This is a genomic window from Pseudoalteromonas sp. OF7H-1 (assembly GCF_022347825.1).
Classification (GTDB): domain Bacteria; phylum Pseudomonadota; class Gammaproteobacteria; order Enterobacterales; family Alteromonadaceae; genus Pseudoalteromonas; species Pseudoalteromonas maricaloris.
The window spans coordinates 420,189-433,001 of the sequence record NZ_JAKRFX010000002.1; the positions used below are offsets into that span (position 1 = coordinate 420,189).

General features: G+C 42.8%; 13 protein-coding genes. 5 read left to right on the top strand and 8 right to left on the bottom strand.

The features are described 5' to 3' along the window. The first annotated feature begins 9 nt into the window (after positions 1–9). Positions 10–981, top strand: coding sequence for a RimK family alpha-L-glutamate ligase (locus MHN30_RS03975; RefSeq protein WP_010375495.1), 972 nt, complete (start codon positions 10–12; stop codon positions 979–981). A gap of 45 nt (positions 982–1,026) precedes the next feature. On the opposite strand, the gene MHN30_RS03980 is transcribed toward MHN30_RS03975, so the two are convergent. Then, on the bottom strand, positions 1,027–3,045 hold the full coding sequence (locus tag MHN30_RS03980; RefSeq protein ID WP_239358491.1) for an ATP-binding protein: 2,019 nt from the start codon (positions 3,043–3,045) through the stop codon (positions 1,027–1,029). A 167-nt stretch (positions 3,046–3,212) separates the two neighbouring features. Between MHN30_RS03980 and MHN30_RS03985 the strand changes: the two genes are divergently transcribed. Both MHN30_RS03985 and MHN30_RS03990 read left to right on the top strand, forming a co-directional pair. Further along, the gene (locus MHN30_RS03985) at positions 3,213–4,370 is read left to right on the top strand and encodes an endonuclease/exonuclease/phosphatase family protein (protein ID WP_130164406.1); all 1,158 of its coding nucleotides are present in this window, start codon (positions 3,213–3,215) and stop codon (positions 4,368–4,370) included. Positions 4,371–4,476: 106 nt separating this feature from the next. Further along, complete coding sequence (locus MHN30_RS03990) at positions 4,477–4,887, top strand: hypothetical protein (protein WP_130164405.1); 411 nt, start codon at positions 4,477–4,479, stop codon at positions 4,885–4,887. A 35-nt stretch (positions 4,888–4,922) separates the two neighbouring features. On the opposite strand, the gene MHN30_RS03995 is transcribed toward MHN30_RS03990, so the two are convergent. Continuing rightward, a complete protein-coding gene (locus MHN30_RS03995) occupies positions 4,923–5,129 on the bottom strand; it encodes a DUF2897 family protein (RefSeq protein ID WP_239358493.1) in 207 nt (68 codons plus the stop codon). A gap of 144 nt (positions 5,130–5,273) precedes the next feature. Between MHN30_RS03995 and MHN30_RS04000 the strand changes: the two genes are divergently transcribed. Next, positions 5,274–6,608 carry an ankyrin repeat domain-containing protein gene (locus MHN30_RS04000; RefSeq protein WP_069019744.1) on the top strand — a complete coding sequence of 445 codons (1,335 nt, stop codon included), beginning with the start codon at positions 5,274–5,276 and terminating at the stop codon, positions 6,606–6,608. Positions 6,609–6,703: 95 nt separating this feature from the next. On the opposite strand, the gene MHN30_RS04005 is transcribed toward MHN30_RS04000, so the two are convergent. The 5 genes from MHN30_RS04005 to MHN30_RS04025 form a co-directional block, all read right to left on the bottom strand. Beyond that, positions 6,704–7,141 carry a DUF2069 domain-containing protein gene (locus MHN30_RS04005; RefSeq protein WP_239358495.1) on the bottom strand — a complete coding sequence of 146 codons (438 nt, stop codon included), beginning with the start codon at positions 7,139–7,141 and terminating at the stop codon, positions 6,704–6,706. Next, complete coding sequence (wrbA, locus tag MHN30_RS04010) at positions 7,138–7,689, bottom strand: NAD(P)H:quinone oxidoreductase (protein WP_130164403.1); 552 nt, start codon at positions 7,687–7,689, stop codon at positions 7,138–7,140. The genes MHN30_RS04005 and wrbA overlap by 4 nt, the downstream gene beginning before the upstream one ends. Further along, on the bottom strand, positions 7,689–8,036 hold the full coding sequence (gene arsC / locus MHN30_RS04015) for an arsenate reductase (glutaredoxin) (RefSeq protein WP_130164402.1): 348 nt from the start codon (positions 8,034–8,036) through the stop codon (positions 7,689–7,691). The genes wrbA and arsC overlap by 1 nt, the downstream gene beginning before the upstream one ends. Before the next feature lie 131 nt (positions 8,037–8,167). Next, the gene (locus tag MHN30_RS04020) at positions 8,168–9,619 is read right to left on the bottom strand and encodes a M48 family metalloprotease (protein ID WP_239358505.1); all 1,452 of its coding nucleotides are present in this window, start codon (positions 9,617–9,619) and stop codon (positions 8,168–8,170) included. Position 9,620: 1 nt separating this feature from the next. Continuing rightward, entirely contained in the window at positions 9,621–10,286 is a 666-nt protein-coding gene (locus MHN30_RS04025) for a hypothetical protein (protein WP_045989077.1), read from the bottom strand. Positions 10,287–10,595: 309 nt separating this feature from the next. On the opposite strand from MHN30_RS04025, the gene MHN30_RS04030 reads away from it, so the two are divergent. Then, a complete protein-coding gene (locus MHN30_RS04030) occupies positions 10,596–11,663 on the top strand; it encodes an AI-2E family transporter (RefSeq protein ID WP_045989076.1) in 1,068 nt (355 codons plus the stop codon). Between the two features lie 47 nt (positions 11,664–11,710). Here MHN30_RS04030 and MHN30_RS04035 read toward each other — a convergent pair whose 3' ends face one another. Beyond that, positions 11,711–12,748: a LacI family DNA-binding transcriptional regulator gene (locus tag MHN30_RS04035; protein WP_239358507.1), complete on the bottom strand. Its 1,038-nt coding sequence runs from the start codon at positions 12,746–12,748 to the stop codon at positions 11,711–11,713. Positions 12,749–12,813 lie beyond the last annotated feature (65 nt).

A 12,813-nucleotide genomic window follows, 5' to 3' on the forward strand; every position in this document is an offset into this window, starting at 1 on the left:
GCAATTCGTATGCGCGGTTGGATCATTTACAAAGACTCTGCCAGTTTGTTAAAACCTGAAATTTATGAAATAGATAGATTGATGGCGGTGGCAAAGGAAGAAGGTATTGATCTTCAAGTTTACTCACCTGATCAATTCGATCTATTGGTAACCAGAGAAGATGAAGAAAGTATTCTAATCGATGGCCAGCCGGTTGCGTTACCTGACTTTGTTCTGCCGCGTATGGGTGCAGGCACGACTTACTTTACGCTTGCGATTATCCGTCACCTTGAGCGTTTAGGCGTACATTGTTTTAACTCTTCACAGTCTATCGAAACTGTAAAAGATAAGCTGTATGCGCAGCAGATCCTTGCAGAGCAAAACTTACCAACACCAAAAACTATGTTGGTTAAGTTCCCTGTAAATATTGAACTGGTAGAGAAGCAAATTGGTTTCCCAGTCGTGATTAAAACGCTATCAGGCTCGCAGGGCAGCGGCGTATTTTTGTCAAAATCACGCGGTGAATTTGATGATTTGATGCAACTTATTGAAGCAACAAATCCAAAAGCAAATATCATCTTGCAGCGTTTTGTGAAGTCGAGTCATGGTCGAGACTTACGTGTATTGACCATTGGCGGCCGTGCTGTTGCTTGTATGGAGCGTAATTCTGGCGGTAAGAACTTTAAGGCCAACGTGAGTTTAGGTGCAAAAGGTAGCCCACACCCGATCACCCCTGAAATCGAATGGCTAGCAACACAAACCGCTAATATCCTGAATCTAGATGTTGCTGGCATCGACTTATTATTCGATGAAGAGCATTTTAAAATTTGTGAAGCAAACTCAAGTCCAGGTTTTGAAGGGCTAGAACAGGCTGTAGACATTGATGTGGCGAGAGAGATTTTACACTTTATTCGAATTCGCTTAGGGATCTTTAATCGCACTGGTCAATCAAAGAAGAGCAGTAACGGCACTAAAGCGAGCAAAGAAAAAGCAGCGGAATAATACCGCTACGTCATAACACGAAAGGAGCTAGGTCAAGCTCCTTTTTTATTGCGTGAAGGGCTCAAGCGCGCCTCTTAGTGCGTCAAGCTGAATTGGCTTAGACAGAAAGTTATTCATGCCGGCTTCATAACAGGCTGCCTTATCGGACTCTGAAGTATTGGCGGTCAACGCAATAATATGTGGTCCTTGGCGTTTATCTTTTGCAAGCCGACGAATACTACGAGTGGCTTCAAAGCCATCCATAATCGGCATGACGCAATCCATAAACACAATATCAAAGGTTTTGTCTTGGCATGATTTTACGGCTTGCTCGCCGTTATAAACTTTGTCGATGTGAGTTGCACCAAACTGATTCAGTAACTTTTCCATCACCAGTACGTTGATTTGATTATCATCTACAAGCAGGATTTTACATTCTGATAAGGAAATATGCTGCTCTTCAGTCTTTTGCTCTTGTACGTCGTCGGCCTCGTCTGCAAATTCTATTGGGAAGGTAACGATAAAGGTACTTCCTTTACCCAACTCACTTTCTACCTGTACTTCGCCTTGTAACAAATTACAAAGCTCAAATACGATTGAAAGGCCAAGACCAGTACCACCAAAATGCCGACTTACACTGACATCGCCTTGGCTAAATGGCTGAAAAAGATGTACTTGATTGGTCTTAGCAATCCCTATGCCTGTGTCTGAGACACTTAATTGTAGAACCGGTGAAGTTTCACTTCCCAGCACGTCGGCATAAATATCGATACTACCCGTTGGTGTAAATTTGATGGCGTTACTCACGAGGTTTGCAATAATTTGTTTAACTCGAGTCGGGTCTGAATAGAGCCAATTTGTGCCTTGTTTATGAATATGGAAGTTGATTGCAAGCCCTTTTTCGCGACAGGCTGGACTGTACAGGCCAACAACTTGTTCGACTAATTGATGAAGATCAAACGCGGTATTGTCTAGCTTCAGGTTGTTACTATTTAACTTACTAAAGTCTAATACGTCGTTTATCAATGTGATCAACATATCTGCACTGTTGACTGCGACGCTCAGGTTACTCTTGATTTCTTTTATGTCGGTTTCTTTTCGGCACGCTTGCAGCATGCCGACTAAGCCATTCAGCGGGGTTCTTAATTCATGGCTGATTTTGGCGATAAATTCACTTCGAGTCTTAAGAAGTTGCTCCGCTTCTTCGCGCTTTTGCTCTAATGCAATACGCATTTTGACTTGTTCATCGATATCTTGAATGGCACCAAAAACCCTAACGCATTCACCATTTTCATATTCACCTTGACCGTGAGAGGCGACCCACTTTTCGTTGCCGTTGGCATCAATAATAATGGACTCTATGTCCCATTTGGTTTTGGAGGTGATGGCGTCGTCTATGGCTTGTTTAATGTTTCCTTGGTGTACGCCGGGTTTATAGAAACTGATGGCATTGTCGAGTGTTGGTGTAAAGTTATCATCAACGCCATGAATGAGTCGCGTTTGTTGGCTCCAATACACTTTGTTCTTTTTAAAGTCGACTTCCCATGAGCCAATATCAGCAAGACGACTCATCGCTGCTAATGCTTGTGAGCGGTGTTGTATTTTTTTTAACGCCTTTTGCCGAGAAATTTCAACACCAATCCATTGACCTAATAAACTCACATAATCTAAGTGTTCTTGACTGAACGCTTGGGCTTTGGCGCTTGATGCGGAAAAGTTGACGGTACCATAGCGTTTACCATCAACAATAATCGGCGCACCAATGTAGCTTTCTAGGCCAAAGTTTGCGTAGCAAGGGTGAGTGGCAATTTCGCTGGTACCAGCGTGATGAAATGACAGTGCGCTGTCAGCTTGTAAAGTGTGCCAGCAATAGGTGTTTGCCAGTTCAAAATCCGTACCTACTAACAAAGAATTATCTGGAGTGATCACATGCCTTACTGTGTATACATCAGCTTGGATTTCACTGACGATTGCAATATCAAGCTCAAATACATCGAGGCCAAGAGTCAGCAGCGCCGTCACTTTTTCTTCAAATGTGGTGTCTTGGTTTGTGGTGATGAGGTGTAATCGTTTTAAAATACTCACAAATTTCACATTGGCAGTACAAGGCAGTTAATCATTTAACTTTAACCGCTCTTTGCTAACTTGCCAACATTAAATCGTTTGAGTCTGTCGAGATAATTTCCGTTTTTCAAAGGATTATGAATAAAATAGTCATCGCGGGATTTATCACAATTTTTTAAGGCAAGTCTATGAAATACGTAGGTCTACTTTTTTTATTAATGACAACGGTCGTGAGTGCACAAACACTTCGTGTTGCTACCTTTAATGTCAGTATGGAAGCAACGAACTATCAACAAAAAGGGCAAGCACTGGACTCTCAAAAGCTCAGTAAGTTGCTACAAAATGGTCAACATCAACAAATCAAGAATATTGCAGAAATCATTCAGCGTGTTCGTCCAGATGTGATTCTACTTAATGAATTTGATTACATCGCTGAACCAAATAAAGGTGTACAGGCATTTGTAAATAACTATCTAGCACAACCTCAAGCGGATCAGCAGCCGATATCGTACCCTTACTTTTATATTGCGCCAGTCAATACTGGATTACCAACACCGTTTGATTTAGATAATGACGGTAAGCAATCTAACTATGGCGGTGATGCCCAAGGGTTTGGGCTATATGAGGGGCAATATGGGATGGTTGTGCTGTCAAAGTATCCGATTAAAAAAGAGCAGGCCCGAACTCTGCAGGCATTTCTTTGGAAAGATATGCCAAACCATATGGTGACAATAGATCCGACGACGAGACAGCCTTGGTATAGTGAGCAAGAGTGGCAAAGCTTGAGGCTAAGCTCAAAATCTCACTGGGATCTGCCAATTGAAGTGAACGGTAAATTATTTCACCTGCTGGCTATGCACCCAACGCCTCCTGTCTTTGATGGTGAAGAGGATAGGAATGGCAACAGAAATCACGATGAGATCCGCTTAATGGCTGATTATATCGACCCTAAACGTAGCCAGTACATTTATGATGACAATGGTGTTAAAGGTGGCCTTAAAAATGATACACGATTTATCATCGTCGGTGATTTAAACGCTGCTGATAAAGGCGATAAACATAGACTAGGCGTGATAGAACAATTATTAGATAATCCTAAAGTATTCTCGAACTTTACGCCAAAAAGCAGAGGGGGAAGTGAACATAGCAAGGAAAGTGAGAGTCGCAGTTATACCGCACATTGGGGGGCTCGTGTAGATTACGTATTGCCATCCAAGTTCGGTTTTCGAGTACTTAGCAGCGGGGTTTTCTGGCCAAGCAAAGAAGATGAATTATTCCGTTTAGTGGAAAGTCGTCATGCCAGCTCCGATCACCGTTTAGTTTGGGTAGACGTGGAAGTTAAATGACCGCTGTGATTGGTCAATTGTGTCGCTTATTACAAATTTAAACAATGACTAACGGAACTAAACCGAAATAACCCCTAAGCTTGCGCTTAATGAATAGGAGAGTGTGATGAAAAGAATTCTATTAAGTGTTGGTTTAGCGGTTTGGTTATCCGGGTGTGCTCATCATGATGATGTGCGTCCATCGTCTGATGGTGTGCATAATATTATGTTATTTTCCGACAGCCGTGATGCGGGTAGTAAAGAAGCATTAAAGCAGGCCAAGCACTATTGCAAACAAGCCGATATGGTCGCGTATGTTGTGGATCTAGATATTATTTATAACAGCGATACGCCTGAGAGTACTTATATCACGCAAAAAGGCGTAGCTAACGCCGTTGAGGCTGCTGGTATGGCGATGTGGATTTTTGGTCGAAATAGTGTCGATGATGCAGGGGCTGCAATGACCATAGGTGGAGGAATAGCCGATGGTGCGCTCGGTAATCCTTATGATGTGCGACTAAATTTCAAATGTGGATGAATGATTAGTCAGCACGTCTAACGTCGCAACATGCTTCAATCTTCATCCTTTTTTGGATTATTTTGAGGCGTGTTGTTTTTGGGCGTCACCTTATCTTTCTCAAAAGGCGCCGTTTGCTCGTCTATTTTCTTTTTCATTTCAAATTTGGCGGAATATTTTAACAACGCAATATTGCTCCAAATCACCCCTAACACACCAGCAATGATCAAGATCACTTGCCATGTTTCTAATTGATTGCCCACTCTAGCTCCTCAAAAAAGCCCTATTTTTAAATTTGTCCTGAAATAGGTGAGCATTTTAGCGCGACTGTTGATATTATTCACCACCTAGTCATTTCGCGATAATTATGCTGCATATATTTACATTCTGAGGATAATAGCGCATTCATGGAACAAGTGTTAATTTGGCCTGCCCAGTATCCCATGCTGTTAAAGGGGTTAATCGAACAAAACGGTGCTTACATTCTAGATGCCATAGAGGCATGGCCGAATTGCCAACAAATGAAAGATGAGCAGGGCGTAACGACCACTGTTCTACCTCCTTTATTTTACCTCGCTTGGTTACGACCGCTAGAGCCGTTCGAAGCCTGTTATTTTCAGCATATTGATGACTATGACGATAAACAGCGTCAATACGTTAATAGCGTAATTCAACACATTGAGGAAAATGATACTGATCAGGATGAGCTAATAAAAACTCTTATTCAGCGTCTTGGTCAGTACTCTAACATTCAAGCTCAGGTACAAGAGCAAAGTTTATCGTTTGTAGAGTTGCTCTATGACAAACATTATGAAAAGACGCTGATATGGCTATTGGAGAAAGGACTTAAGTTTAGCGCGAAAGAAATTGTTGCTCTGTGGTGCAACAGCTCGGAGGCAACACAGACGGTACTATTGACTCATATTGATACTTGTCTGCTTGACCGAGCCGCTACTGCTAAACTAGCAACGGATAGTTTGCTGGATGGACAGCAGACCTTTGAGCTGCTTTGCGCTATGTGTGACAAAGATGAAGTGACGGGTCTTTTGGAACAAGCGCTATTGTTCCAGCTAACCCAGCAACAGGTGAAGCAATCAGCTATTATTACGCTGGTAACGCAGGGCGCGAAAGGAACGGCAAGAGATAGCAACGGGCGCTCTGCCATTATGTTAGCGGTTGAAAATGGTTTTGTGAGTGCAGTTGAAACCATGTTGCCGCACCATAAAGTAAATGAGTTGGACGAATCGGGCAGGAACTTAATGCATTATGCGGCGGCATCGAACTCTGCTGCTATGATCGAAATGATTTTTGAACATGGTGATGACCCGACGCTTGCGGATATTCATGGCGACACCCCTTACCGTGTTGCTATGAAAAATCAGGCACTTACTTCTAAGCAAACATTTGAACAGCGCGGTATTATCGAGCTTTCTAACGAAGCAAAGTATCAAAAAATAAAAACCGTCCATATTCTTTATGCCTTTGCTGCGATTTTGCTACCACTTCAGTTATTTTTATTTTTTACTGATGAGGTTGATGAAAAAACCATTGCAACACTTGTCACTACGGCTGCTTCTATCGCAATTTTTGTTTTTGCGAGACGAAAACGCAGTAATCCCCTCTATCCGAGCAGCTCAACACCTTGGTCACTCATCGGGGTAAATGCGTTAGCTTGGCTCAGTATTGGTGTGCAGGTATTGTTTTCAGTATTGGTGTTGATAGCCGTACTCTCGTTGCAGTAGCTTACCATATCGAATAATACCAAGGCATGAATACGAAAAAAGCGCAGCTACTTCATTGAAGACTGCGCTTTTTTAATGGAGTTACGCAAGCGAGATTATGACTCTTTATGTTCGTGAGCTGCCTTTTCGTCGGCAAGGTCTTCTTTTAACTTGCGGATCTTCAATCCTAACTCTTGGCCTCTGTGTCTTGCATAGTAAGTGCAACCAATAAACATGGACGTTGCAAAGCCAATCTCAAGCAGGACTAACACTAGCTCGTCAGGAGATGTCCACAACAGGGTAAAGCCGTGGATAAAATAAAACATCACGATAAAGTTTGCCCACGCATAAGTGTATGGCTTATCCTGTAAAATACCTTTAAGCGGGAGTAATAAAGGTAAAACGTACACCACAAAGACAAAGCCCAAGCTGTAACCTTCTCTTGGTGCAAGCACAAAGAGCCACAGTGGCATCAGGATCAGGAGACCAAAATATCCAACTAGCGCACAGCGTTGAAAGCGTCTAGTGATGGGCTTTTTTGCAATTTCATTCATGTTAACTTTTCCGCGACGCGTAGCAGTCGACTCGCTGCTGCACGACAAATTTTGATTTCTGTTTGAGTGAGAGAAGTATTGTTTTGGCTGCCCGCAACATGTGTTGCACCGTAAGGCGTTCCGCCCATTTCGGTTGCCAAAAGCTCTGGAACATCATAGGGGATACCTAACAACATCATGCCGTGGTGTAATAACGGTAAGGAGAGGTTGAGTAGAGTAGCCTCGTTGCCACCGTGCATACTGCTTGAAGAAGAAAATACGCAGGCTGGTTTATCGATGAGCGCGCCTTTAAGCCACAGATCGCTGGTGGTTTCCCAAAACGCTTTCGCTTGAGCCGCCATCATACCAAAGCGTGTTGGAGTGCCAAACGCCAAACCGTCACAGGATATTAAGTCTTGCTTTGTTACGACCACATCATGGTCTTGGCGTTTCTCAAATACGCGTACTACAGCTTCACCACCTTGTGACACTATGGTGTCTGCAAATTCGTGCGCCATATTTGCCACAGAGCCATGACTAGAGTGGTATAAAATAAGAATTTTACTCATTACAGGATATCAAGCACCGACTCTGGAGGCCTGCCAATCGCCGCCTTATCACCTTTAACAACGATAGGACGCTCAATCAGTTTAGGGTTTTCAAGCATGGCAGTGCGCAGTGTCGCTTCATCCGACTCTTTCGATAGTCCAAGCTCTTTGTAGAGCGTTTCTTTGCTACGTACAAGCTGATGAGCAGAACTAAATCCAAGCTTAGACAGTAAATTAGCCAAAGTGTCACTATCGATTGGCGTCTTGAGGTATTCAATAACGGTAGGATTAACGCCATTGGACTCTAGTAAAGCTAGGGTTTCACGTGACTTTGAACAACGCGGGTTGTGATAGATTTCTACTGACATGATTTCGCTCTATTTTGCTCTAATTCGTAATGTGAACGGATCATAGCTTAATGTCGTGAGGACGAAAAGTGATGTGCAAGAAAATTGGCTTAAATACCCATTAAACTGAAGCCGTAAGCAATCGCTAAGCTTTATAGCTTAGCGATTTCTTTTTGCATATTACGGTATTGGCTAAGTAGCGCTTTTAATCTGGTACGTTTGATATCTTCGTTATCTTCGACATGATTGAGTGCACGCTGGACTTCATCCGCAGCTTTAGTAAATGCGCCATATTGTGCGTAAACCCCGGCTTTTGACTCATGATACGCAGCCTTGTTTTCTTGGGCTTCGTAGGTTTGTGTGAGTAAATCGCGGGCGAGAATATGATCCGGTTTCTCAAGCAAAAAGATCTTGAGCAATTGCTCAGCAACTTCATACTGTTTTGCTTTTATTGCAGCATTGGCATAATTTAGCGTGATAACTTGATTATTGGGCCTAAATTGATGCTGGGCCTGAAGCATCTCAACGGCTTTGCCAGAATGCTCTGTCGCAATTAAATAATCGGTATACACATCAAGATAAAACAGGTTATTCGGATCCTTTTCTAACAACTCATCCAATAGTTTACCAGCTTCCTCGTATTTTTTTTGGTCGAGTAACGTGATTGCTAATCCGTATTGTAGAGCGCGCTTGTCGAGCTCTGCTGAGTGTTTTAGCGCGTTTCTGAAAAATGCTTCTCCAGCATCTTCTGAATAATAGTATCGTGCAAGCACACGGCTTTTAGCTAACGCGTAGGAAAGGCTTGAGGGGTAATGCTTTTTCTCGAATTGTTGTGCTCTAAGCCTAACGTCCGATACTCGACTGTCGGGTAACGGGTGCGTAAGCAAAAATGCGGGTGGTTTATTTTTAAAGCGAATTTGATCCGAGAGCTTAGTTAAAAATTCACTGGCCGCATAGGGGTCAAAGCCTGCTTTATGTAGTGTATTCATACCAAATCGGTCGGCTTCTTGCTCCGCTTTTCGGCTATGCGTTAGTTGGTTCAATGACGACTGGGTCTGGCTTGCGGATAAAATGGCGATACCCGCATCTGGGGCAACAACGGTTGCTAAAATGCCAGTAATAAGCCCCGCTATGGTCAAGGCGCTGTTGTCTTTTGCGTTTTGTACGCGGCGTGCTAAATGACGTTGGGTAACGTGCGCAATTTCGTGGCCAATAACGGATGCTAACTGACTCTCGTTATCGGATTGCGCAATGAGTCCCGTATGTACACCAACGTGGCCTCCGTAAAAAGCGAAGGCATTAATATCTTTGTTATTTATCCAAAAAAAGGTAAATGGAAAGCGTACGTCATTAGCATTGGCGACGAGGCGATTGCCCAGGCTAGTTAAGTACTCTTCAAGTACCGGATCGCCAACCACAGGGGAGCGCGAGCGTAGCTGCATCATCATGACTTCGCCGATCGCTTGCTCTTTTTCAATAGGTAGTACTTGGAGAGCTGAAGTGCCTAAATCTGGTAGTTTCAGCTCTGTTTGTGCCATAGCGCTGCTTGATGCAGCGAGCACAAATGTTAAAACGATTGAATTTAATAGGGGTTTTAACCGCATTTTAATCCCTTTTAAGGTCTTCTCCGAGCATGATCCTAGCTAAGTCGACTTCATCATTGCATGCTCGAGCATCTTTTTCGCAAAGTTGGTAAAAATCTTTTATTGAGACCCCATCAACACCTGTGATGTTCAATTCTTTTTGCAAAAACGTCACTGTCATATGTAGCACTTTGTGCGCATGAAGTATTAAAGCTTTGTCGGCTATATCACCACGTTCAAAGTAAAACGCAATGAATTTATGGAGCTGGTTGATGCGCAGTAAGTTTTTCATCGTGTGCGGATCCCACACTCGGAATTCTAAAAAACGATTATCTTTAACATAGGCATCAATCTTGGTGCCTTTGGCTATTGGGTAAGCCCAAAGCTCAAAGCCTCTATCAGTAAATGCTTGATGTAATGCTATTTGAGGTTTATTGTCACAGTGAATTATGCCACTGTCATCTTCATAACCACCTAACAGTTCTATATTCCAGTTTCGCTTATCTAGTAAACGCTTTACCGCATTATCAAAGCCGTGATGGAGCAGACCCTCACATTCACTTACCGCTGAGGCGACAAGGTGATAAAAAGGCGGAAGTTCACCCCAATTAATTTGCTTTTTGTACCAATTTATTTCTTTTAGTGTTGGATTGGCTGGCAATCGGGCCTTATTATTAACGCCTGGCATTAAGATTCCCAAGAAGTAGAGTATGCTATTAAGAATAAACCATCAACGCCTTGAGGGCTACCGCATTGAGTGATTTGTGTGGAGACAAGACAACAAAATTTGTACATGATTTGCGAGAATTTACCTGTCCCGCATTATTTGTTCAGTTTAAGTGGCGGTTAAAGCGCCATGACTATACTCTAGGCAAACTAAAGTTGCTGATGAGTCAGGATCAAAGCTTGTTAGACATAAAAAAATATTTGGATGGTAACTCGGTGAGTTACCAAATTATTGAAATTGAAAGCGGTGAAGTGTGTTTGGAGATCATGGATGTTTGAGTTAGTAAAAGCGTGGTATATCAAAAAGTTTTCAGATCCACATTCCGTTACTCTATTGCTGATGCTAGTTGCTACGGTTGCTTTGCTGTACTTTTTTGGCAGTTATGTCATGCCGGTACTGGTCGCAATTGTCATAGCTTATTTACTAGAATGGCCAGTGAACAAGCTTACCCGAGTGACTGGCAGTAGGATGTTATCAGCAGTAGTGGTAATGGCGGTATTTGTGGGGGTCGCTTTGGGGCTGGTATTTGGTATCGTTCCCGTTTTGTGGCAACAGTTAAGTAACCTGCTCCAAGAAAGTCCAACCATGGTCGAAGAGGGTAAGGACTTCCTTTTACATTTACCTGAATACTATCCGACGCTGATCTCTACAACTCAGGTACAGGCAATTGTGAGTTCTGTGGAAAGCAAACTGTTAGAGCTTGGCGAAGTCATTGTGTCAGCCTCATTAACTTCATTAAAAGACGTTGTCGCTTGGATGATTTATTTAGTCTTAGTGCCGCTGCTTGCTTTTTTCATGTTGAAAGACAAGTCAGAGCTTACATCTGGAGTGTCAAAAATTATACCCAAGGACAGAAAGCTCATTTCACAAGTGTGGCATGAGATGGACCAACAAATCATGAATTATATTCGTGGTAAAGTTTTTGAGATTGTTATCGTTGGTGTAGTGAGCTTTGTGACCTTTTCCATTTTGGATTTACGTTATGCCGCACTACTGGGGACGTTGGTTGGGCTCTCTGTACTTATCCCATTTATTGGTGCTGCACTCGTTACCTTACCCGTTGCCGCAGTTGCTTTGTTTCAATTTGGTCTAGCGCCAGAATTTTGGACTATTCTCATCGCGTACGGCATTATTCAAGCATTAGATGGTAATGTTTTAGTGCCGTTATTGTTTTCAGAAGCTGTGGATCTCAACCCTGTTTATATCATTGTTGCAGTGTTATTTTTTGGTGGTTTATGGGGATTTTGGGGGGTATTCTTTGCGATTCCACTTGCATCTCTGGTCAAGGCGCTGATCAATGCATGGTCGAGTAAGAGTGAAGAACTGTTGGCGAAATAGTGAGAGTTTTTGATGTTAGTCGGCTCAAGAGCCGACTAAATAAATAGCTATTGTGTGATCCTACCCGTGCTTTCACGAACCACCATACTCGGTGTGAACACATGTGAGACTTCTTTATCATTTTTTCGATGTCCCCGTGTTTTAGAAAACAATAAACGCGCAGCATGTTCAGAAATAATGTTGTTAGCCTGATGTGCAGTCGTAAGCTTTGGCCAAGTTTGGCGGGAGAATGGAGAGTCTTCGAAGCCACTGATAGACAATTGACCCGGGATCTCTATATTCATCAGCCGCGCAGCAAATAAAGCTCCAGCGGCTACCTCATCGTTACCACCTAAAATTGCAGTGATTTGGTTTGGATTGCCATCGGCCAGCAGCGCTTTAGCGCCTTTTACCCCTGATTCAAATGAGTAAGTACCGTGATAGAGCAGTGTATCGTCCTGTTTTATATCGTGTGCTTTCAGGGCATCGCGATATCCGGCTAACCGTTCCGTCGTTGATTTGTGTTCTTCATCCCCAAGTACAAAAGCAATTTTTTTATGTCCAAGTTGGATCAAATGCTCAGTAATTTCATAGGCTGCAGCGTAGTCGTCAACAAAGATACAGTTATTTGCGCTATTTTTCGCTTCTTGCGATCGACCAGAAAGTAGACGCACGTAATGTATACCCAGCTCATCTAGCATATCAATAATGGATTGTTGCTCGGATAGAGGAGGAGTCAAGACTAAACCTGCAAGACGTGAGCGTTTGATCATAGTGACGAATTCTTCGGCCATATTTTCCGAATTGGATTCACAGGGGTGGATGACGAGCTCATATCCTTCATCTCTACAGCGAGATAACACCCCGTTTTGCATATCAATGACATAATACGCATTGGGATTGTCGTAGACCAAGCCAATTGCAAATGAAGAAGTACCAGCTAAGTTTCTCGCAGCGATATTAGGCTGATAATTAAGCTCTTTGACAGCCTGCATTACTTGATCGTAGGTTTTTTTTCTAACCGAAGGTTCTTTATTGATTACCCGCGATACGGTTTTCATAGATACGCCAGCTAGCTTGGCAACATCATTAATAGTGACTTTCATGTAGTTGTTCTTCTATTTACAGGTCTGTATCGATCATTATTAAGCACAGAGGAATAGTAGCGCTT

Coding starts and splice junctions, on each gene's coding strand:
- MHN30_RS03975 (WP_010375495.1), top strand. CDS start 10: ATGCGCGGTTGGATCATTTACAAAGACTCTGCCAGTTTGTTAAAACCT.
- MHN30_RS03985 (WP_130164406.1), top strand. CDS start 3,213: ATGAAATACGTAGGTCTACTTTTTTTATTAATGACAACGGTCGTGAGT.
- MHN30_RS03990 (WP_130164405.1), top strand. CDS start 4,477: ATGAAAAGAATTCTATTAAGTGTTGGTTTAGCGGTTTGGTTATCCGGG.
- MHN30_RS04000 (WP_069019744.1), top strand. CDS start 5,274: ATGGAACAAGTGTTAATTTGGCCTGCCCAGTATCCCATGCTGTTAAAG.
- MHN30_RS04005 (WP_239358495.1), bottom strand. CDS start 7,141: ATGAATGAAATTGCAAAAAAGCCCATCACTAGACGCTTTCAACGCTGT.
- wrbA (WP_130164403.1), bottom strand. CDS start 7,689: ATGAGTAAAATTCTTATTTTATACCACTCTAGTCATGGCTCTGTGGCA.
- arsC (WP_130164402.1), bottom strand. CDS start 8,036: ATGTCAGTAGAAATCTATCACAACCCGCGTTGTTCAAAGTCACGTGAA.
- MHN30_RS04020 (WP_239358505.1), bottom strand. CDS start 9,619: ATGCGGTTAAAACCCCTATTAAATTCAATCGTTTTAACATTTGTGCTC.
- MHN30_RS04025 (WP_045989077.1), bottom strand. CDS start 10,286: ATGCCAGGCGTTAATAATAAGGCCCGATTGCCAGCCAATCCAACACTA.
- MHN30_RS04030 (WP_045989076.1), top strand. CDS start 10,596: ATGTTTGAGTTAGTAAAAGCGTGGTATATCAAAAAGTTTTCAGATCCA.
- MHN30_RS04035 (WP_239358507.1), bottom strand. CDS start 12,748: ATGAAAGTCACTATTAATGATGTTGCCAAGCTAGCTGGCGTATCTATG.